Source organism: Microbacterium gorillae, assembly GCF_000826185.2.
GTDB lineage: Bacteria > Actinomycetota > Actinomycetes > Actinomycetales > Microbacteriaceae > Microbacterium > Microbacterium gorillae.
In genome coordinates this window covers 315996-335071 of the sequence record NZ_LN648875.1, presented here as the reverse complement: position 1 = coordinate 335071, position 19076 = coordinate 315996, and the positions used below count along the sequence as shown (strand labels likewise).

Annotated in this window: 22 protein-coding genes; 18 read left to right on the top strand and 4 right to left on the bottom strand. The window is 70.7% G+C overall.

Translation table 11 applies throughout. The features are described from left to right. Positions 1 to 228: 228 nt before the first annotated feature. Both BN1193_RS11095 and BN1193_RS11090 read right to left on the bottom strand, forming a co-directional pair. A complete protein-coding gene (locus tag BN1193_RS11095; protein ID WP_052460670.1) occupies positions 229 to 1572 on the bottom strand; it encodes an FAD-binding oxidoreductase in 1344 nt (447 codons plus the stop codon). Further along, positions 1569 to 2324 carry an SDR family oxidoreductase gene (locus BN1193_RS11090; RefSeq protein WP_040166412.1) on the bottom strand — a complete coding sequence of 252 codons (756 nt, stop codon included), beginning with the start codon at positions 2322 to 2324 and terminating at the stop codon, positions 1569 to 1571. The genes BN1193_RS11095 and BN1193_RS11090 overlap by 4 nt, the downstream gene beginning before the upstream one ends. 80 nt (positions 2325 to 2404) lie before the next feature. Between BN1193_RS11090 and BN1193_RS11085 the strand changes: the two genes are divergently transcribed. The 10 genes from BN1193_RS11085 (at position 2405) to BN1193_RS11045 (ending at position 10494) form a co-directional block, all read left to right on the top strand. Continuing rightward, a complete protein-coding gene (locus tag BN1193_RS11085) occupies positions 2405 to 2884 on the top strand; it encodes a MarR family winged helix-turn-helix transcriptional regulator (RefSeq protein WP_195907849.1) in 480 nt (159 codons plus the stop codon). 62 nt (positions 2885 to 2946) lie between these two features. Further along, positions 2947 to 3873: an NADP-dependent oxidoreductase gene (locus BN1193_RS11080; RefSeq protein WP_052460668.1), complete on the top strand. Its 927-nt coding sequence runs from the start codon at positions 2947 to 2949 to the stop codon at positions 3871 to 3873. A gap of 11 nt (positions 3874 to 3884) precedes the next feature. Further along, positions 3885 to 4568 carry an NAD(P)-binding domain-containing protein gene (locus BN1193_RS11075; RefSeq protein WP_040166410.1) on the top strand — a complete coding sequence of 228 codons (684 nt, stop codon included), beginning with the start codon at positions 3885 to 3887 and terminating at the stop codon, positions 4566 to 4568. Positions 4569 to 4801: 233 nt separating this feature from the next. Continuing rightward, positions 4802 to 5398, top strand: coding sequence for an alternate-type signal peptide domain-containing protein (locus BN1193_RS11070; RefSeq protein ID WP_040166408.1), 597 nt, complete (start codon positions 4802 to 4804; stop codon positions 5396 to 5398). Between the two features lie 65 nt (positions 5399 to 5463). Beyond that, positions 5464 to 6048 (top strand): SipW-dependent-type signal peptide-containing protein, encoded by a 585-nt coding sequence (locus BN1193_RS17915; RefSeq protein WP_052460667.1) that lies wholly within the window; start codon positions 5464 to 5466, stop codon positions 6046 to 6048. 1 nt (position 6049) lies between these two features. Then, positions 6050 to 7390, top strand: a complete 1341-nt coding sequence (locus tag BN1193_RS11065) for an RICIN domain-containing protein (RefSeq protein ID WP_040166405.1) — start codon at positions 6050 to 6052, stop codon at positions 7388 to 7390. Between the two features lies 1 nt (position 7391). Then, positions 7392 to 8075, top strand: coding sequence for a hypothetical protein (locus BN1193_RS11060; protein ID WP_040166402.1), 684 nt, complete (start codon positions 7392 to 7394; stop codon positions 8073 to 8075). 11 nt (positions 8076 to 8086) lie between these two features. Beyond that, entirely contained in the window at positions 8087 to 8722 is a 636-nt protein-coding gene (locus tag BN1193_RS11055; protein WP_052460666.1) for a signal peptidase I, read from the top strand. Next, positions 8719 to 9498 (top strand): alpha/beta fold hydrolase, encoded by a 780-nt coding sequence (locus BN1193_RS11050; RefSeq protein WP_052460665.1) that lies wholly within the window; start codon positions 8719 to 8721, stop codon positions 9496 to 9498. The genes BN1193_RS11055 and BN1193_RS11050 overlap by 4 nt, the downstream gene beginning before the upstream one ends. A 9-nt stretch (positions 9499 to 9507) precedes the next feature. Continuing rightward, the gene (locus tag BN1193_RS11045) at positions 9508 to 10494 is read left to right on the top strand and encodes a hypothetical protein (RefSeq protein WP_040166401.1); all 987 of its coding nucleotides are present in this window, start codon (positions 9508 to 9510) and stop codon (positions 10492 to 10494) included. A gap of 7 nt (positions 10495 to 10501) precedes the next feature. Here the strand turns inward: BN1193_RS11045 and BN1193_RS11040 are convergent, their stop codons facing one another. Beyond that, a complete protein-coding gene (locus tag BN1193_RS11040) occupies positions 10502 to 10900 on the bottom strand; it encodes a VOC family protein (protein ID WP_040166399.1) in 399 nt (132 codons plus the stop codon). 106 nt (positions 10901 to 11006) lie between these two features. On the opposite strand from BN1193_RS11040, the gene BN1193_RS11035 reads away from it, so the two are divergent. Beyond that, the gene (locus tag BN1193_RS11035; RefSeq protein WP_040166397.1) at positions 11007 to 12068 is read left to right on the top strand and encodes a M4 family metallopeptidase; all 1062 of its coding nucleotides are present in this window, start codon (positions 11007 to 11009) and stop codon (positions 12066 to 12068) included. Beyond that, positions 12061 to 12378, top strand: coding sequence for a protealysin inhibitor emfourin (locus BN1193_RS11030; protein ID WP_040166886.1), 318 nt, complete (start codon positions 12061 to 12063; stop codon positions 12376 to 12378). Before BN1193_RS11035 ends, BN1193_RS11030 begins: the two co-directional genes overlap by 8 nt. A gap of 17 nt (positions 12379 to 12395) precedes the next feature. On the opposite strand, the gene BN1193_RS11025 is transcribed toward BN1193_RS11030, so the two are convergent. Next, positions 12396 to 12764: a PLD nuclease N-terminal domain-containing protein gene (locus tag BN1193_RS11025; protein ID WP_040166885.1), complete on the bottom strand. Its 369-nt coding sequence runs from the start codon at positions 12762 to 12764 to the stop codon at positions 12396 to 12398. Positions 12765 to 13041: 277 nt separating this feature from the next. Between BN1193_RS11025 and BN1193_RS11020 the strand changes: the two genes are divergently transcribed. The 6 genes from BN1193_RS11020 (at position 13042) to BN1193_RS10995 (ending at position 18913) form a co-directional block, all read left to right on the top strand. After that, positions 13042 to 14601: an ABC transporter substrate-binding protein gene (locus BN1193_RS11020; RefSeq protein ID WP_040166395.1), complete on the top strand. Its 1560-nt coding sequence runs from the start codon at positions 13042 to 13044 to the stop codon at positions 14599 to 14601. Positions 14602 to 14675: 74 nt separating this feature from the next. After that, entirely contained in the window at positions 14676 to 15638 is a 963-nt protein-coding gene (locus BN1193_RS11015) for an ABC transporter permease (RefSeq protein WP_040166394.1), read from the top strand. Further along, positions 15635 to 16483 (top strand): ABC transporter permease, encoded by an 849-nt coding sequence (locus BN1193_RS11010; RefSeq protein ID WP_040166392.1) that lies wholly within the window; start codon positions 15635 to 15637, stop codon positions 16481 to 16483. Before BN1193_RS11015 ends, BN1193_RS11010 begins: the two co-directional genes overlap by 4 nt. Further along, complete coding sequence (locus BN1193_RS11005; protein WP_040166390.1) at positions 16480 to 17277, top strand: ABC transporter ATP-binding protein; 798 nt, start codon at positions 16480 to 16482, stop codon at positions 17275 to 17277. The genes BN1193_RS11010 and BN1193_RS11005 overlap by 4 nt, the downstream gene beginning before the upstream one ends. Further along, the gene (locus BN1193_RS11000; protein WP_040166388.1) at positions 17274 to 18170 is read left to right on the top strand and encodes an ATP-binding cassette domain-containing protein; all 897 of its coding nucleotides are present in this window, start codon (positions 17274 to 17276) and stop codon (positions 18168 to 18170) included. Before BN1193_RS11005 ends, BN1193_RS11000 begins: the two co-directional genes overlap by 4 nt. A 50-nt stretch (positions 18171 to 18220) precedes the next feature. Then, entirely contained in the window at positions 18221 to 18913 is a 693-nt protein-coding gene (locus BN1193_RS10995) for a phosphatase PAP2 family protein (RefSeq protein ID WP_052460663.1), read from the top strand. Positions 18914 to 19076 lie beyond the last annotated feature (163 nt).

Genomic DNA, 19076 nt, shown 5'->3' with positions numbered 1-19076 from the left:
CACGCGCGCGGCGCCCACAGAGCCCGCGACCGATCCGGTCGCGGGCTCTGTCTCGTTGGTGGGGTCCGAGTCACAGTGAGGCGAGGCCCTCCGGGTGGGCCTGCGGAACCGGGGTGGTCCTGAGGAACCCGGGTGGTGAGGGGGCGGGAGTCGAGCCCCGAACGGGGCGTGGCCGGGAACGCGGAATGCCCCGGGGCACGATGGCCCCGGGGCATTCCGGTGTGGGAATCAGACGGCGGCGAGTTCCGCGACCCGCAGCGAGTGGCCGCTGGCGAAGAGACCGTGCGGGTCCACCTCTGCGGCGAGGGCGCGCAGGCGCTCGCCGGTGGCTCCCGGCCAGGCGAGTGCGGCGGCCGACGGGCGGGTGTCGGAGGAGTATGCCGCGTAGGTTCCTGTGCCGAGCTCCTGGAGCGCGGCGAAGGCCTCATCCTCGGCCTCGTATCCGGCGGGGCGGGCCCAGATTCCGGCCAGCGCGCGCTGGGACCGGCCGGCCCACGCGGTGGCATCGGGGGCGACGTCGGAGACGGCACCGCCCAGGGCGCGCAGTTCGCCGACGAGCGTCGCGTCGTGGGCGAGGGCGTCCGCCATCGCCGCGCCGACCGCGGCATCCGCGTGCTCGACGAGCACATCGCGCATGTGCACGCTCTGCTGCCCCTGGTGCGGCCACTTCGGCGACGGCACGACGGAGGCGTAGGGCTGGATCTGCGCGCTGGTGTCGAGCACGTGCGCGAGCTCCAATGCCGACTCGAGCGTGGGGGTCGCCGCCTCCACGTCGTCACCGGCCCAGACGTTGCGTGCCTGGACGACGTAGCGTCCGCCACCCACCGCATTGAGCATCAGGAAGCTCTCCGCCTCTCGGGGCGCGGAATCGATCCACTCCGCCCACGCGGGCGTGAAGGTCGACAGGTCCGGGACGAGGAACTGCACCTGCTGGAAGATGATGGACGCGTCCCCCGCCGACGTGTGCATGTCCATCGGCTCCAGGTCGACTTCGGTGACGACGCCGACCTGCGTCGCGCCGCCGCGGAGTGCCCAGAACAGGTCGGGCTCGTGCTCGGCATCCACGTGATGGATCACGCCGTCGGCGGTGATCAGGGTGGCGGCCCGGACGCGGTCCAGCGTGAGGCCCTGCGAGCGGGCGAAGTAGCCGACGCCGCCCGCGGTGGCGAGGCCGCCGACGCCGGTGTCGCCGAAGTTGCCGCTGGTGATCGTCTGGTCCTGCGGACCGAGGTGCGCGGCGACGTCGCCCCACGTCGCGCCGGCCTGCACGCGCACATTCGATCCGGCGGGGGAGATCCGGTTCATCCGGGACAGGTCCAGGACGATGCCGCCGGAGTTGGTCGACGTGCCGGCGATGCCGTGGCCGCCGGAGCGCACCGAGAACGGTGCCGTCGACCCGTCCGCCCGGAGGCGGGAGGCGTGGCTGAGCGCCGCGGCGACGTCTGCGTCATCACGCGCCATCAGCACGGCGGTCGGCGAACCGACGGCCATGTAGCTGGAGCGCCGCAGCGCGTAGTCGGGGTGGTCCGGGGTGACCGCGATCGCGGCCAGGTTGTCCGGGAGCCCGGTCATCGGGTTCCTCCGATCTGGGCGAGGCGGTCATCGGCGTCCTGGTGCGAACGCACCGAGACCTCACCGGAAGGCGCGTCGCTGAGTGCGTGGCCGACGGTGACGCGGCCGACGTCGCTGCCGGACACCCACGTCGGGTCGACCCACGGACGTCCGCGCGTGGCCACCGGACCGAGGATGAGCGTGAACAGGCGACGCTGCGCGCCGGCCTCGGCGGAGAGCGTGCGACTCATCATCAGGAGCGCGGCCTGTTCCATGTTGATCACGCCGGCGCCGGGCACGACGGTGTTCGCGCTGCCGCCGAGGATCAGCTGGTAGCTGCCGGACTCGGGCAGGCGGGGGAGCCAGGCGCGCACGTTGGCGATGTGGGTGGTGGTGAGGTCGACGAAGTAGCGCTGCCAGACCTCGGGATCGGTGTCCCACAGTGGCGCACCCTGCCACCAGCCGCCCACGGAGGCGACGACATCCGTGACGTCTCCGAAGTCGGTCGTGATGCGCGCGGCGGTGGCCGCGGCGGACGCGAAGTCCGCATAGTCGGTGACGACGGTGTGCAGGCGGTCGAGGCCGGTGACGTCGGAGAGCAGGTCGCGGAACTCCGCTTCGCGGGCTGCCGAACGGGTCGGGACGATCACTTCGGCACCGGCGGCCAGCCACTCGCGTACGATGCCTTCGCCGACGCGTCCGGTTCCGCCGATGACCACCACGCGCCGAGTGCTCGCGCGGTCGGCGGCCTCGGATGCGGTGCTCTGCTCCATGTGAAGCTCTCTCTCTTCCGCGACGATCGCGGATCAATTACTGTAACTACAGGTACACGGTTCCTATTCCGAGGTGTGAGATGGAAAAACTGAACGACCGGATGGAGATCTGGCGCGGGCTGCTGCGCGGCCAGCGCGCCATGATGCTGCGCCTGACCGCGGAGCTGAAGCGCCGGTTCGACCTCACCACCGCGCAGTATGAGGCGCTCCTGTCGCTTGCGGAGGGTGAGGGGCGGATGCCGGCGGGCGAGTTGTCCCGGCGTCTGCTGTACTCCAGCGGCTCCACGACGCACCTGGTCTCGCGGTTGGCCGAGCGCGGGCTGATCGAACGGACAGCCGTCGACGGTGACGGGCGGCGGATGGACGTCTACCTGACGCCCGCGGGGGAGGAGCTGATCGCGGCCGCCACGGCGCATCACCTGGCGGAGCTCGAGGCGTCCTTCGCGCCCCTCGTGCGCGAGGACGAGGTGGCCGTCGTGCTGGCGTTCGCGCGCCGACTCGCTGCGGCCGAGGGTGTCACGTCGCAGCCGGGCCAGGAACTTCCCGCGGATCGGGAATAGCGTTTCTTCTGCCGCGTTGAACAAAATATCTGCAGTTACAGATACCGGTCGAAAGGACTGACATGACCTCTGCTCGTATCGCCGTGGCGCGCTCGTTCGGACCCCCCGAGGTGATCAAGATCGAAGAGCATCCGGTTCCGGATCCGGCCCCCGGGCAGGTGCAGGTCGCCGTCCGCTTCTCCGGAACCAACCCCGTCGATGCGCGCATCCGCGCCGGCCGGTTCGGCGGTCGTCCGCCGCTGGTGTTCGGCCGCGAGTTCTCCGGCACGGTCATCCGTTCTCGCGACCCGCGCTTCGCCGTCGGCGACGCCGTGATGGGCGCCGGTGTGCAGGGCGCCAGCGCTGATCTGATCGTCGTGGATGCCGAGCGCCTCGTGCACAAGCCGGAATCGCTCGATTGGGCCACCGCGGGGGGACTGCTCAGTGTGGGGCAGACCGCGCTCACGGTGCTCGACGACCTGAATCTCCCGGTCGGTTCGATCCTGCTGATCCACGGTGCGTCCGGAGGTGTCGGAACCGCGCTCATCCAACTCGCCGTCGATCGCGGCCTCACCGTGATCGGCACCGCATCGCCCGCGAACCACGATCACCTGCGCCGGCTCGGTGCGCGCCCCGTCGCATACGGACCCGGCCTGGCCGAACGCATCGAGGAGGCCACCGGTGGAGCCCCGGTGGACGCCTCCGTGGACCTCGCCGGCACGACCGAGGCCGGTGACATCGCCGCCGCGGTCGCCCGCGCTGGAGGCATCGCCGTCACGCTCGTCCCGGAGACGATGTCCAGCCACGGACTGCGCCTGATCTCGTCGCGGCAGTCGCCCGAGCGAGCGGCGGCGCTGGTCGCCGCCGCTGATGCCGGCGCCCTCGTGCTGCCGGTGGAGGTGCTGCCCTTCACCGAGATCGTCGAGGCGCACCGTCGCATGGACGCCGGCCACAGCCGCGGCAAGCTCGTGCTCGAGAACGCCGACAACCCGTACCTCACCTCGCTCTGAAGGAGCCGCTCATGACCACTGTCACCATCATCGGACCCGGACGCCAGGGCACCGCGATCGCCCAGCTCTTCGCCTCGCACGGCATCGACGTCGTGCTCTACCACCACAAGGCCGCCAAGGCTGAGGCCGCCGCCCGCGCGGTGTCGACCGTGGCCGCGGACGCCACCGTCGCCGTCGCGGCGACGCTGGCCGAGGCCGCCGCGGCGTCCGATATCATCGTGCTCGCGACCCTGTGGGACCAGCCGCAGCGCGCGGTCATCGGCGAGCTCGGCGACGCGCTCGTCGGCAAGGTGCTCGTCGACATCTCCAACCCGCTCGATGTCACGCCGACCGGCATCGTCATGCGTCGTCCCGCCGAGGGCTCGGCCGGACAGTTCGTGCACACGCTGCTGCCGGCCGGAGCGGGCCACGTGAAGGCGTTCTCGAGCCTCGCGACCGCGTTCATCAACGAGAGCGCGGACGCCGAACCGCGCGCCGTGCTGCCGATGGTGGCCGACTCGCAGGCCTCCTACGACCGGGTCGCGCCGATCATCGACCAGGCCGGATGGACCCCGTGGCTGGTCGGCGACATCTCGGCGTCCGGGGATGTGGAGATCGGCGGCCGATTCAACACCGTGCACGGCGCCCACGGTCGCTCCCGTCTGACCGCCGACGAGATGCTCCGGTACGCCGGTCCGGAGCGCTCGCTGAGCTGAGTCCGCGGCGCTCCCGGTGAGGAACTGCTCGCCGGGAGCGCCTGTTCGGCGACACCTGTCTGTTACCGACACGGGTCCTGCATGTTGCACGCGAAGTCTGTGTAAGCTCCACGGAGCCTCCTCATGAGAATTCTTTCATTGTGCTGAGGCTGATCCGCAACCGGCTGGGGGGCCACTCGACGACGAGCGTCGTCGCGCCCTTCCGCCTGCCTTCGCACAGACAGGAACAATTCATGAAGAAGGTCACCAAGGGTGCCATCGCCGCCGGCGCCGCCGTGGCGCTGCTGCTCGGAACGGGTGGCACGTTCGCCCTCTGGAATGACACGGTGAACGTCGGCTCCGCCAGCGTCATCACCGCCGGAAACCTCGCGCTGTCGCAGACGACCGCGCCCGCCTGGCAGATCAAGCACACCTCCGGTTCGGCGACGGCCGTCGCCGACATCAACGCGGTGCGGATCGTTCCCGGAGATCAGCTGATCTACACCGGCGCGTACACGGTGACCGCCCAGGGGCAGAACCTCGCGTTCCGCGCTCAGGTGACGCCGGGCGCGGTCACCGCGGCCACCGCCGCGAACCCCGCCGACGCCAAGCTGGCCGAGCTTCTGGTCCAGGGTGCGACCTACACGATCGACGGTGTGACCGGTGACACGGCGACGATCCAGCACAAGAGCAACACGTCCGGGACCTACCCGGTCACGATCTCGGTGACCCTGACCTGGCCGCTCGGCGATGTCGCCTCCGCTCCCGCGGACAACGCCGCCAAGCTGGGCGCCGTGAACCTCTCCCAGTTCGCCGTCTCCGTCACCCAGGTCGACGGCACCACTCCCTGAGCCCCGTCCGCCGCGGGCTGCCCCGGCCCGCGGCGGCGCGTCACCATCGAGAAGGAGCCGTGCGGATGAACGCATCCACGACGGGGTGTCGGCCGCGCCGTCGCGCCCGCGTGCGCTCGCGACTGTCCGCGCTGGTGCTGACGACCCTGGTGCTCGGCGGTGGCACGGTCCTCGGGCTCTCCGCCGCCGGGGGCACCTACGCGCTCCTGAGCGATCGGGCGACCGTGCCCGGCGCCACCATCACCGCCGGACGCGCGGACCTGCAGGTGAACGGCGCCGCCAGTGCGGGCCTCGGTACCTGGGACCTCACGCCGGCGACCCCGCGTGCGAAGTCCTTCACGGTGTCCAACACCGACGATGTGCCGCTGCAGGTCTCCGCGCGCGCGATCGTGACCTCCGCGACCGCGATCGCGGCGAACACGCGGGCGCGCCTCACGCCGGTCCCGTCCGGCAGCGCCTGCACGACGGGTCTGAGCGGCGCGCTGGGCGCGCTGTCCGGTTATGCCGTCGCTCCGCTGGAGACGATCGCGGCCGGAGCGACGCGCACCTATTGCCTGGAGCTGGTGCTGCTGCCGTCCACGCCGGTCGGGCAGAGCGGTCAGGGGGTCTCGTTCACTCTCACCCTGGACGGCACCCAGGTGGGCGGTTGAGATGACGATCCGCTCCCTGTCCCGCCGCGCCCTGATCGCCATGACGATCGGCGCGCTCATCGGCTCCGTCCTGCTCGGTGGCGGCGCCGCCTGGGCGGTGTGGACCGCCACGGCGACCGCCACCGGCACCGTCACGACATCGCCCGTGACGATCACCCAGTCCGGCTTCGCGGGGCTGTCCACGACGTACATCAACACGCTCACGCGGTTGACCAGCACCGGGTCCTTCACGGTCAACAACACCGGCGCCGTTGACGGGACCGTGAACGTGTCCATCGCGGCACCGGAGGCCTGGGCGACGAAACTGCCGATCCGCGTCTGGCCGGTCGCCTCCACGGCCGCGTGCACCGCGGCCACGGCCGTGCCCTCCTCGGCCGTGTCCGGTTCCTGGGGGTCGACGACGGTCGCCTCCGGCGCCACGCTCGCAGCGGGCGCCAGCGTGGTCTACTGCGTGCGCACCGCCGTCGTGGATCGCCCGGCCATCGCGACCGCAACCGGCACGCAGTCCGCGACGCCGAAGCTGTCCGCGACCCTCAGCGCGGGCGGATGGAGCGTGAGCGCCGCCGAGGCCGTCAACACCCAGGCCACGGCCGCGATCTATCCCCTCGCCTCCGGATACGTCGACACGCCCACGACCGCCTGGTTCACGGTGCGCTCCGGCGGCGCGCCCACATCGTGCCTGGACGTCACCCAGTCCGGCGGGGTCGGCGCGAACGTCATCTCGTACGCCTGCGGGAGTGCGTCCAACCAGCGCTGGCAGCTCGTCCCTGTCTCCGGCGGCGACCAGACTCTTGTCACCGTCTCCCCGCAGCACGCCCCGACCGCGCGGCTCGCGCTGAACGCATCGAACACCGAGGTCCTGGCGAGCGCCAGTTCCACGGACAAGGCGCAGCAGTGGTACGTCCAGCGGATCTCGGCGAGCCCGGACCGGTACCAACTGGTCTCCGCCCTGAACGGTCTCTGCCTGCGGTTGAACACGACCACGGGAACCGCCGCTCAGGTGGCGACCGACTGCACCACCACAGGAGCGGTCGCCCTCGAGTTGCGCCGCCAGCAGGTGTTCTGGACCTACTCCCTGGATGGCGACAGCTCCTTCACGTTCGCGTCGCCGACCTCGCCGGACGGGGTGACGGCGCAGGTGCTGAGGGCCGGTGCCGACTGGGAAGTCCTCGCGACCGCGGGCCCGAACGCGACCACGGTCCCGGTGCCGTTCGGCGCGCTACTGGGGCTGGATGACGGCACGACCTCCGGGCGCATCCTCTTCGGCGGGTCGGTGGCGTACTCCTTCGAGTTCCACCGGGACACCTTCCTATCGCCGGTGACCGTCACGGGGCTGGGCTGACATGGCCGCTTCCCTGTCGTGGCGCCGGCCGGGCATCGCCCTGGTGATCCTCGCCGGACTCGCGATGCTGCCCGCCGCCGCCCCGGCCGAGGCGGTCGATCGTCTCCTCGTGTCCACGGACGGCGTGCACTTCGCGTCGTCCGTCGTCGGATCACTCTTCGACGACCTCGGCCGCGTCGAGCCCGGAGATCGGGCGACGGACACCGTGTGGTTGCGGGCGGACACCGGGATGCCGATCACCGTGCAGATCCAGGCCGCTGACGGATGGTCGGACGACCGCGCGCTGGCGACCGCCACCACCCTGTCCGTCACGGTCGACGGCATGGCGGGTACGCCGGTGTCGATCGCGCAGTTGGCCGAGAACGGTTGCGCCGTGCTGACCCCGACGATCACGCTGTCACCGGGCGAGACGGCGCGGGTGGATGCGACGCTCGTCGTGTCCGCCGACCTGGGGCGGAAGTCCGGGAAGGACGGAGAACTCGGCTCGATGGGCTTCCGCACGAGCGCGTTCGCGTTCGACGGGGATCTCGATCCGGGGTCGGGTTGTGACGCGGGGCCCAGCACGCCCGGTCCGCTGCCGGTCACCGGCGGCACGGTCCCGCTCGGTTGGGCATTGGCCGGCGGGGTCGCGATCGTCAGCGGCGTCACCGCCCTGCTCTCGCGCCGACGGGAAAGCCGACGGTGACGGAGGCGCCGATGACTCGCCGGGAACTGCGCGGTCGGGACCCGGGGGGCGATCGCGCGGGCGCGGCGGGCGGTGAAGCCGGCTCCGTCCGCGGCGCGGTGCGCGCCATCCTGACGGGCGTCGTGTGGGCGGTGCTGCTGGCGATCCTCGGCGTCGGCGCGGCGGCGATCGTCGTCCCGGCGGTGACCGGGTCCGTCGCGCTGACGGTGATGACCTCATCGATGGAACCGCACTATCCGGCGGGCACCCTCGTCGTGATCCGCCCCACCCCGGTCGCGGAGATCGTCCCCGGTGACGTGATCACCTACCAGCTGCACAGCGGTGAGGCCGCCGTCGTCACGCACCGCGTCACGCAACGGCTGCAGTCCTCGGCCGGAGAGCCTCTGTTCATCACGCAGGGTGACGCGAACCCGACCGCGGACCCGGAACCCGTGCGCGGCGTGCAGGTGCGCGGCGTGCTCTGGTACGCGATCCCCTACGTCGGATGGGTCTCGAGCCTCGTCACCGGGGACGTCCGAGCGGTCGTCGTTCCGGTGGTGGTCGGGGCACTGCTCATCTATGCCGTGTGGATGTTCGCCACCGCGGCCCGGGACCGTCGGCGGAATCGAGCCGCGAGGTCCGAGGTATCCGGCACGATGGAGAAATGAACGTCATCGAACGCGGCTCCGGCACCCCGATCGTCCTGCTCCACGGGTTCGGCGTCGACCACCGGCTGCTGCTCCCGCTGGACCCGGTGATCGACGCGGTCGGCGGCTGGCGGCGGATCTACCTCGACCTGCCCGGTCACGGCGCCACCCCGGGTGCGGACGCCGACAGCGCCGAGGACGTCGTGGCGGCGGTCACCGCGGAGATCGCGTCGCGCCTCGGCGACGCCCCGTTCGCCGTGCTCGGCAACTCCTTCGGCGGCATGATCGCCCGGCGGATCGCGCACGACGCGCGCGACCGCGTTCTCGGACTGGGGCTGATCGCCCCGGTCATCGAGCCGGTGCACGCTCGCCGGGACGTCCCGGCCAAGACGGTGCTGGTCCAGGATGCGGACCTGCTCGCCGCGAACGCCGATCTCGCGGACGCCTACGCCGCCGTCGCGGTGGAGCAGACGGCGGACAATCTGGCGCAGTTCCGGGAGCACGTGCTCCCGGGGCTCCGCGCCGCCGACACCGCGACGATGGACCGTATCGCCGCGTCCTACGTGCTGCACGCCGTGCCGGAGGAGGCGTCGTCTGAACCGTTCACCGCGCCGTCACTGTTCCTGACCGGCCGTCAGGACGACGTCGTCGGCTACCGCGACCTCGCCCGCCTGCTGGAGCACTATCCGCGCGCCACCTCGGTCGTGCTGGACGGCGCGGGCCACAACGTGCACCTCGATCGGCCGGAGGAGACCGCGATGCTCCTCGCGGACTGGCTGAAGCGGATGGCCCCCTAGGGTCAAGGTATGACAGGGACCAGCACGCGCCCCTCGTCCACGGCACTGCGATGGGGGCGCCCGTGGATCTGGGGCACCGCCTGCCTGCTGATCGCGACGCCGTTCTTCCTGAGCGGGCGCGGGATGGACTTCCTCCCGTTCGTCCTCGTCCTCATCGGCGGGCTGCTGATCGGCCGGTCGGCCCTCGCCGCTCTCGGTCGCATCCGGCCGGTGCGGCGCGGGACCGTGGTGCACGTGGTCCTCGCCGTCACCCTCGTCGCGGGGGGAGTGCTGGGCACGCGGTTCGGTGGCTGGGATTCGGCCGCGAGCCTGCCCGCGCCCCTCGGAGCCCTGGTGGTGATGGTGCTGCTCGCCATGATGCCCGCCGGAGCGTGGATCGCGCTCGCCGCCCTCGGACGCGTGAGCGTGGGCACGCGTGCGGCCGCCGAGGCGGCGCTCCCGACGCCGCCGGCCTGGGAGCGCACGCGAGCCACCGTACGCGTGACGGTCATCGCGCTCGTGCTGCGCATGCGGACGCTGGTGATCGTGATCGTGGCATCCGCTGTCGGCCTCGGGCTGGTCGCCGTGGCTGTGCTGATCGCGTTCGACCGCCTCGTGACGGCGGCCGGACCGCGATTCGCCGTGGTCCTGGTCGCGATCGTTCTCGCCGCACCGCTTCTGGGGATGCTGCACCTCACGGTGCGGCGCCGGTCCGGGCCGGTCACCCTCACACTGGAGCCCGCCGCCATACGCGTGAGTGGGCTCGGCATCGACCGCTTCACGCGGTTCCGGGATCTGGACGAGCTGCGTTGGCAGGCCGGTGGTGAGTACGCGCGGGTGGTCGTGCGCGATGCGGGCGGGCCGGAGCTCTCCCTGTTTCTCGGCTTCGCCGGCGCACGAGCCACGGCGGCGCTGCCGGCTCTGCCCGACCACGTTCGCGCCGACCTCACGGCAGCGGGGCTCGTCGAATCCGTCGACCGCGGTGGTCTCGTGCGGTTCACCCGTCCCCGCCGCTGAGTCCCGATCAGGTCGCGGTGCGCACCTCGATCGGCCGGCAGACGCATACCTCGGTGCCGTCATCGTCGGCCATGGTGACCCACCCGGTTCCGTCCGGCTCGCGGCGATCCGCCACCACGCGCAGCCCCTTCGCCAGCAGCGCAGCCACCTCGTCGTCGCGGGAGCTGTCCACCGTGGCCGCGGCGTCGAGGTGGATGCGCGGGACGAAATCGGTACCCACCTCGCCGTCATCCGGGGGCTGGAACCCCAGAGCGACGTCGGTACCGGGAATGCGGTACAGCAGGTATTCGTCCGGGTCGTCCGGATCCACGTCCACCGGCTCCAATCCGAGGATCGAGGCCCACAGCGCACCGCTGCGCACGTGATCCCGGCAGGTGATGTTGATGGCTTCGAGTCTCATCGACATGTCGTCTCCTTCGCTTTCGCCGGAACCTACGCCGGGGAACGGACATCGAGGCGCGAGTCGGGTCGGACCCCTTCGGGCTGTCCGCGCGCGGGCGTACGCTCGGCCCATGCAATCGCTCGCCGCTCGCCACGCCATCGTGCCGCCGTACCTTCTGACGCGGATCGCCGCCGCCGAGCCGCGTTTCCCGACCGCGGCCGAGGTCGCCCGCCGCACGCTGCTGATGGATTCACGGGCGCGCACGCATCGGGCGGAGCTGCGGTTCACGGTGGACGGCGGCAGGCTGGTGGCTGAGGCGACTCCCGCACCCGAGCGCACGGTGGCCGACGCTCGCGGCACCGAGACGCTCCCGGGAACGACGGTGCGGCGGGAGGACGACCCGCCCGTTTCCGACATCGCCGTCAATCAGGCCTTCGACGGACTGGGTGCGACGTACGCCCTGTACTGGGACGCGTTCCGACGGGACTCCATCGACGGCACCGGGATGCCCCTGGACGCGACGGTGCACTACGGTCACGCGTACGACAACGCGTTCTGGAACGGCGAGCGCGTGGTGTTCGGCGACGGTGACGGTGAGGTCTTCCAGGGGTTCACCGGTTCGCTCAGCGTGATCGGGCACGAGATGAGTCACGGAGTGATCGAACGGACCGCCGCGCTGGTGTACCAGGGTCAGTCCGGCGCCCTGAACGAGTCGATCGCGGACGTCTTCGGCGCGCTCACCGAGCAGCACGCGCTCGGCCAGACGGCCGCGCAGGCGTCCTGGCTGATCGGCGCAGGACTGTTCACGACGGCGGTCCACGGTGTGGCCCTGCGGTCGATGAAGGCGCCCGGAACGGCGTACGACGATCCGGAGCTCGGCCGTGACCCGCAGCCCGCGAGCATGCGCGACTACGTCACGACGACGGAGGACAACGGCGGCGTGCACCTGAACTCCGGGATACCGAACCACGCGTTCTATCTGGTCGCCACGGCGCTGGGCGGTCCGGCCTGGGAGCGCGCGGGATCGATCTGGTACGACGCGCTCACCGGCGGGCTCTCTGCCTCGGCGGACTTCGCCGCCTTCGCCGCGGCGACCGTGACCGCGGCGGTCGCCGCGCACGGGACGGGTTCGGAGGAAGCCGTGGCGGTCAGTGCCGCGTGGCGGGCGGTCGGGGTGGGCCTCGATGTCTGAGGCGGAGCGCTTCACTCTGACCGTGACGCGCTCGGGCGGCATCGCGGGGCTGACGCGCAGCTGGCGCCTCACCGTTCCCGCTGCGGAGGCGCCGCAGTGGGCTCCGGTGCTGAGCGCGTGCTTCGCGTCCGCGCCGGACGATTCCGCTCACAGGGCGTCCGCGCCCGCCGGCGTCGACCGGTTCACCTGGCTCCTGGTGCTCATCGAGGGCGATCGGGAGCGGTCCGTCCGCACAGCCGAGGACGAGCTGAGCGACGCGGCCCGCACCGTCATCGAGCGCGTGCAGGAGGACGGCGCCCGCGGCCGGTGACGGGGCGGCCGCGCGCGTCAGCCGGCGTCCGAGGCCTCGCCGCGCTCGCGCTTGCGCTTGGCGATCTCCTCGCGCAGCCGCCACTCCTCGATCTCGCGGTCCAGGTCCGCGATCTGCTCCTCCGTGCTGCGGCCGTCCGCGGCTCGGGCGGGAATCTCCGCCGGGGCCGACGCCGGTGCGGCGTACGGCAGGCGCACCGTCATCGTCCGGGAGTACTCGCGTCCGATCGCCCACCACACGATGCCGCCGACGAGCGGGATCAGGATCACGAGGATGATCCAGACGAGCTTCGGGAGGTACTTCACCTCGGCGTCGTCGCGACGGATGATGTCGATCAGTGTCACCGCGAGGAACGCCAGGGTCAGAAGGGTCAGCAGCATCGGCATGCCGCTCACCATAGTCGGAGGGGTCGCCGCGCACGACGCCGAGCGTCAGCGGACGGACCTCGCCCGGCGCGAACCAGCGCGGAACGACCCGCCCCCGCGCGCGATCGCGCACGTGATGACATATGACGACTCGCGAATTCGTCGCTCGCGGAGGCCGGTCTAGGGTACCCGCCCCCGCGCGCGATCGCGCAGGTGATGACATATGACGACGCGCGACTTCGTCGCTCGCGGAGGCCGGTCTAGGGTCGATTCATCCCTACCCCCCCAGGGAGCCCCCATGCGTTCCCGCCGTATCGCCCCCGTCATCGCTCTGGTCGCCGCCGCCGGTCTCGCGCTCAGTGCGTGCAGTGGCAGCGCGAGCACCGATGCCGGTACCTCGTCCGCCCAGGGCGGGGACAGCGCGTTCACCTACGTGATCTCGTCCGACCCGACGTCGATGAACCCCATCAACGTGAGCGATCGGTGGGGGCTGACGGTCGCCAACATCCTGTACTCGCCGCTGGCCCGAGTCGAGGCCGACGGCACCGTCGTGAACGACCTCGCCGAATCCATCACCCCCGCCGCGGACGGTCTGTCTGTGACGGTCAAGCTGAAGCCCGGCCTCAAGTGGTCCGATGGCAAGCCGCTGACGGCGGATGACGTCGTGTTCACGTACACGGAGAAGGCGAAGAAGGAGAACGGCAACGCGGACCTGCTCTGGGTCGGTGACAAGCCGATCACGGCCGCGGCGACCGATGAGACCACCGTCGTGTTCACGCTGCCCTCGATCAGCGCGGCAGCCCTGAGCAACATCGCCACCGAGACCTACATCATCCCGAAGCACGTCTACGGTGAGGTCACCGATTTCTCGCAGACCTCCCTGGACCCGGCCGCGGTCGGGTCCGGTCCGTACGTGCTGGACGAGTACAAGCGCGGCGAGTACCTGACGTTCTCACCGAACCCGAACTACGCCGGCGACGCCCCGAAGATCCCTCACCTCACGCTGCGCATCGTGGCCAATCCGGACACCGTGAAGACCGCGCTGCAGACCGGTGAGGTCGACGCGAGCTTCATCACCTCCGCCCAGGTCGCCGAGTTCGACGGCACCGACGTCACGACCTACCCGTACGCCGAGGGACGCGTCGCCTACCTCGGCCTCATCGCCTCCAAGCTGACCGACGTGAAGGTCCGCCAGGCCCTGTTCTACGCTCTCGATCGCACCCAGATCTCCGACGGTGCGTTCCTGAGCAGCGAGTACTACGCCCCGGCGTACACGATCCTGCCGCCGAGCAACCCGTTCGCGACCGAGGACGTCAACAAGTACGACACCGACGTGGACAAGGCCAAGGAACTGCTCGCCGGCGCCAAGCCCACCATCACCGTCGGCTACGCGTCCAACGACACCGCGCAGTCCACCGAGGCGACGCTGATGCAGGAGGAGGCCGCGAAGGCCGGGATCACGCTCAAGCTGCAGGCCGTCGACCCGAACGCGCTGTACACCGAGATCGAGAAGGGCAAGGACGCTCCGTTCGACGCCTTCCTCGGCGGCTACATCATGGGCAACGACCCGGACGCGTACAGCGCGCTGTTCCGCACGGGCGCCTCGGCGAACTACTTCGACTACTCCAACCCCGCCGTCGACAAGCTGTTCGACGAGGGCGTGGCGGAGCTGGACGAGACCGCACGCAAGGCGACCTACGACAAGCTCCAGGCCGCCATCGCCGACGACGCCGTCTTCTACCCGATCGCGGACAACCTGAAGATCGTCGCGGTCAACAACCGCATCGGCGGGATCAAGGACGCCGTCCTGGTCCCGATCTACACGTTCGAGAACTGGGCGAAGCTCACCGCCGAGTGAGGCCGCACCGAAGGGGGCGCCGAGGAATCGGCGCCCCCTTCGGGCATCCGTAGACTTCTCGAGAGGAGGTGGCCGTGGGGACGTTCGTCACGCGGCGACTGCTGCAACTGGTGCCGATGCTGCTGGTGCTCACGATCATCGTGTTCGCGCTCATCCACCTCGCCCCCTTCGACGTCGTCGACTCGGTCACCACGCCGTCGATGTCGCAGGAGACCAAGGACCTGATGCGGCAGCGGTTCGGTCTGGATCAGCCGGCGTGGGTGCAGTACGGCCTGTGGTTGGCTAACGCGGTCCGGGGAGATTTCGGCTACTCGCTGGTCAGCCGGCACTCCATCGCCGATGACCTCGCCACCCGCATTCCGAACACGCTGGTCCTGATGGGGCCGGCGTACCTCACCGCCTTCATCCTCGCGATCGTGCTCGGGCTGTGGGCGGGTTCGCGTCGCGGAGGTCTCGTGGACAAGATCGTGGACGGCATCTGCTCGATCGCGATCGCCACGCCGACGTTCTGGTTCGCGCTGCTGGTGATCTACGTGCTCGGCTACCAGGCGCGGCTGTTCCCGATCCTCGGCATGCACTCGGTCGGCAAGGACGGGGACGTCGGCGATCTGCTCGCGCACCTCGCGATGCCGTTCCTGGTCCTCGTCGTCGCGCTGTTCCCGGACCTCACTCGCTACGTCCGCGCGTCCACCATCAGTGAGTTCGATGACGACTACGTCCTTGTGCAGCGGGCCTTCGGCGCCTCGCGCGGCGAGATCCTCGCCCGTCACGTCAGCCGGAACATCCTGCTGCCGGTGATCACGCAGCTGGGCCTGGCGGTCCCGTCCCTGGTGACCGGTGCGATCGTCACCGAGAGCATCTTCGGCTGGCCGGGGGTCGGGCAGTACATCCTGCAGGCCTCCGCCGCGCTGGACTACCCCGTCGTACTGGCGATGGTGCTGATCGCGGCCACCCTGACCGTGCTCGGCAACCTCGTCGCCGACCTGCTCTACGTCGCGGTGGACCCGCGGATCCGACTGACCCGGGAGGCGCGATGAGCACCACCGTTCGCGCCCGTGACGGGGTGCTGTCCCGCCTGCTGCACCGCCGCGGCACCGTCGTCGCGCTCGTCGTCCTGGCGGTCGTGGCGCTGGCGTGCGTGCTCGCGCTCTGGCTGCCGCTGGACGGCTCCACCTCGCACATGGATCAGCGCTGGGCCGGGCCGTCCGCGGCTCACCCGCTCGGCACCGACGACCTCGGCCGCGACTACCTCGCGCGCGTCCTCGCCGGCGGCCGGATCTCGCTGTTCGTGGGCCTGACCGCGGCGGTCGCGTCCACCGTCATCGGTATCGTGGTGGGCCTTGCGGCGGGCTACTTCGGCGGGTGGGTGGACGAGCTGCTGATGCGCCTCGTGGACCTGCTCTCCGCGGTGCCGTGGATGCTCCTGGTGATCGTCGCGAGTGTCTTCCTGCAGCCCGGTCTCGGCACGATCATCCTGATCATCGGCGTGCTGAGCTGGATGCCCACCGCGCGGCTGGTCCGCGCCGAGGCGCTGTCCGCGCGCGAGCGGACCTACGTCGGCTACGCCGGGTACATCGGTGAGAACAGCGTGCGGATCATCGTGCGGCACGTGCTGCCGGCCGTGGTGCCGACCATCATCGTGGTCGCGACCGCGACGGTCAGCGGCGCGATGATGACGGAGTCCGCGCTGAGCTTCCTCGGCCTCGGCATCCAGGCGCCGCTGGCGTCGTGGGGATCGCTCCTGAACACCGCGCAGGGCTCGCTGGCGAAGGCGCCGCTGCTGGCGATCGTGCCGGGTCTGCTGATCGCGGTGACCGTGTTCTGCGTGAACGTCGTCGGCAACGGCCTGCGCGCCGTCGTGACGCGGGAGGGGGAGCGATGAGCGAGCCGATGCTGGCCGTCCGGGGCCTCGATGTCGACATCGTGCCGCCGAAGGGTGAGCCGATCCCGATCCTGCGGGACGTGGACCTCGCCGTCGAGCGCGGCACCGTCATGGGCGTCGTCGGCGAGTCCGGCTCCGGCAAGACGATGCTGCTGCGCGCGCTGATGCGCATCCTGCCGGACCGTGCGAAGCGCGACTGGCACCAGGTGATCTTCGACGGCGCGGACGTCACGGAGCGATTCGATCGGGAGCGCCTGCCGCTGGCGATGGTGTTCCAGGACCCGCTCACCTCGTTCAACCCGCTCCGCCGGATCGGCGGACACCTCACCGAGGTGATCGCCCGGTTCCAGCACGTCCGGGGTGGCGAGGCGCAGGCACGTGCAGTCGCGGCTCTGACGGACGTCGGTATCCCGGATCCGGAACGCGTGATGCGGCAGTACCCGCACCAGCTCTCCGGCGGCATGCGCCAGCGCGCCATGATCGCGATGGCTCTGCTGGCCGAGCCGGAGGTCCTCGTCGCGGACGAGCCGACCACCGCTCTGGATGCCACGATCCAGGCTCAGATCCTCGCCCTGCTGCACCGCCTGCAGGTCCAGCGCGGACTCACCGTCGTGATCGTCACGCACGACCTCGGCGTCGTCGCCGCCCTGTGTGACCGCGTCACGGTGATGAAGGACGGGCGCGTCGTGGAGACCGGTGCGGTGGCGGACGTCTTCGCCGACCCGCAGCAGGAGTACACGCGCACGCTGCTCGCCGCGATTCCGGCGGCCGAGATCGAGGGAGGACGCGCATGACCGATCCGCTCGTGCGCGTGGACGCGCTGACGAAGGAGTTCACCGTGCGCGAGCGCGGGGGCAAGCGCGTCGTGCGCGCCCTGGACGAGGTCACCGTCGACGTTCGGCCCGGTGAGACTCTCGGCGTCGTGGGGGAGTCCGGCTCCGGCAAATCCACCCTGGGCCGCGCCATCCTGCAGCTGGAAACGCCGAGTGCGGGGAGCGTGACCTACGCCGGAACGGAACTCACGGGTCTCCGTCCCCGAGAGCGGCGCCCGTTCCAGCGCCGGATGCAGGTGATCTACCAGGACCCGTTCTCCTCGCTCAACCCGGTGCGCACGGCGTTGCAGCAGGTGGCCGAGCCCGTCACCGTCCTCAGGGACGCCACCGATCCGGACGCCGTTGCGCGGGACGCGCTGGCGCGGGTCGGCATCGCCGGCGACCGGGTGCATGACCTGCCGCGCGCGTTCAGCGGCGGCCAACGTCAGCGCATCGCCATCGCGCGTGCCATCGCCGTTCGTCCGGAGTTCATCGTCTGCGATGAACCGGTTTCGGCGCTGGACATGTCGATCCAGGCGCAGGTGGTCGACCTTCTCCGAGAGCTGCAGGACGAGCGCGGTCTGACCTACCTGTTCATCTCGCACGACCTGTCCGTGGTGCGCGAGATCGCGACCCGCACGGCCGTTCTGTACCGCGGCCGTCTGGTCGAGATCGGACCGACGGACAGCCTCTTCCGCGATCCGCAGCACGCGTACACTCGACGGCTGCTGGACGCCGTGCTGGTCCCGGATCCCGCGATCGCCCGCCGACGCCTGGAGCAGCTGAGCACGCGCGTGGCCGCACCGGTGGATCTGCCGCCGACGGACGCATCGGCGATGGTGGAGGTCGCGCCGGGGCATCTCGTCCTGGTCTGAGGCGCGGCGCGCCGTAGCGGCATCCGTGCCCGTCGTGGCAGTCTGCGGGAATGGCGATTCCGATGTCCGGGCGGCTGCGTCACGCCGTGATCTGGGTCGTCGTGGCCATTCTGACCTCCGTCGTGGTCATCCTGTTCGGGCTGTGGATTCGCGGCTCTGACGCCATTCGCGGCGCGGAGCTGACCGTGCTGCAGGCGTTCGATGCCGGTCACACGCCGCTCGGTGATGCGATCGCCCTGACGATCAATCTCGGATTCGGGCCCTATGGCGCGATCGTCGTGACCCTGGTCGCGGCCGCCGTGATGAGCTTCGTCGCGCGTTCCTGGTGGGATGGCGTACGCACGATCGTGCTGATCGGGGTGCCCTGGGGGGTGGTCGAGATCGTCAAGCACATCGTCCAGCGCCCGCGGCCGGACAGCACGCAGCTGCTGGATCGTCTGGTCCCCGACCCGGAGTCCTATTCCTATCCCAGTGGGCACACGGCGTTCGCAACCGCCCTCGGCCTCGCCGTCGTCATCGTGCTGCTGGACCATCACGCGCGGCGAGCCACGGTGGTGACCGCCCTCGCCGTCGCGGTGTTCCTGGCGCTGCTGACGGCCTGGTCGCGCATGTACCTCGGCGTGCATCAGCCCACGGACGTGACGGCCTCCCTGGTTCTGATACCGGTGCTCGCCTTCGCGGTCCGAGCGGTGTGGCCGCGGTCCGAGTCGTCGCTGCCGGCCCACGCTCATCGCCCCGCCTGATGCGCGGTCAGCGGGCGAAAGTGAACTCATGACGTCCGTGGTCTTTGCAGTGTGCGCAGTCGCGGCCGACAAGGCATAATGGATTGACCGCTCCCCGCTGAGGCCCGTATTCCGGGTCCTTGGGCGCGCGGGACGTCGTGAGACGGACAACCTGAACAAGACG

Bases quoted from the DNA above. Each gene is read 5' to 3' on its own strand.
- BN1193_RS11095 (WP_052460670.1), bottom strand. From the start codon at position 1,572: ATGACCGGGCTCCCGGACAACCTGGCCGCGATCGCGGTCACCCCGGAC.
- BN1193_RS11085 (WP_195907849.1), top strand. From the start codon at position 2,405: ATGGAAAAACTGAACGACCGGATGGAGATCTGGCGCGGGCTGCTGCGC.
- BN1193_RS11035 (WP_040166397.1), top strand. From the start codon at position 11,007: ATGCAATCGCTCGCCGCTCGCCACGCCATCGTGCCGCCGTACCTTCTG.
- BN1193_RS11010 (WP_040166392.1), top strand. From the start codon at position 15,635: ATGAGCACCACCGTTCGCGCCCGTGACGGGGTGCTGTCCCGCCTGCTG.
- BN1193_RS11070 (WP_040166408.1), top strand. From the start codon at position 4,802: ATGAAGAAGGTCACCAAGGGTGCCATCGCCGCCGGCGCCGCCGTGGCG.
- BN1193_RS11065 (WP_040166405.1), top strand. From the start codon at position 6,050: ATGACGATCCGCTCCCTGTCCCGCCGCGCCCTGATCGCCATGACGATC.
- BN1193_RS11025 (WP_040166885.1), bottom strand. From the start codon at position 12,764: ATGCCGATGCTGCTGACCCTTCTGACCCTGGCGTTCCTCGCGGTGACA.
- BN1193_RS11020 (WP_040166395.1), top strand. From the start codon at position 13,042: ATGCGTTCCCGCCGTATCGCCCCCGTCATCGCTCTGGTCGCCGCCGCC.
- BN1193_RS11045 (WP_040166401.1), top strand. From the start codon at position 9,508: ATGACAGGGACCAGCACGCGCCCCTCGTCCACGGCACTGCGATGGGGG.
- BN1193_RS10995 (WP_052460663.1), top strand. From the start codon at position 18,221: ATGGCGATTCCGATGTCCGGGCGGCTGCGTCACGCCGTGATCTGGGTC.
- BN1193_RS11040 (WP_040166399.1), bottom strand. From the start codon at position 10,900: ATGTCGATGAGACTCGAAGCCATCAACATCACCTGCCGGGATCACGTG.
- BN1193_RS11080 (WP_052460668.1), top strand. From the start codon at position 2,947: ATGACCTCTGCTCGTATCGCCGTGGCGCGCTCGTTCGGACCCCCCGAG.
- BN1193_RS17915 (WP_052460667.1), top strand. From the start codon at position 5,464: ATGAACGCATCCACGACGGGGTGTCGGCCGCGCCGTCGCGCCCGCGTG.
- BN1193_RS11050 (WP_052460665.1), top strand. From the start codon at position 8,719: ATGAACGTCATCGAACGCGGCTCCGGCACCCCGATCGTCCTGCTCCAC.
- BN1193_RS11030 (WP_040166886.1), top strand. From the start codon at position 12,061: ATGTCTGAGGCGGAGCGCTTCACTCTGACCGTGACGCGCTCGGGCGGC.
- BN1193_RS11090 (WP_040166412.1), bottom strand. From the start codon at position 2,324: ATGGAGCAGAGCACCGCATCCGAGGCCGCCGACCGCGCGAGCACTCGG.
- BN1193_RS11055 (WP_052460666.1), top strand. From the start codon at position 8,087: ATGACTCGCCGGGAACTGCGCGGTCGGGACCCGGGGGGCGATCGCGCG.
- BN1193_RS11005 (WP_040166390.1), top strand. From the start codon at position 16,480: ATGAGCGAGCCGATGCTGGCCGTCCGGGGCCTCGATGTCGACATCGTG.
- BN1193_RS11075 (WP_040166410.1), top strand. From the start codon at position 3,885: ATGACCACTGTCACCATCATCGGACCCGGACGCCAGGGCACCGCGATC.
- BN1193_RS11060 (WP_040166402.1), top strand. From the start codon at position 7,392: ATGGCCGCTTCCCTGTCGTGGCGCCGGCCGGGCATCGCCCTGGTGATC.
- BN1193_RS11000 (WP_040166388.1), top strand. From the start codon at position 17,274: ATGACCGATCCGCTCGTGCGCGTGGACGCGCTGACGAAGGAGTTCACC.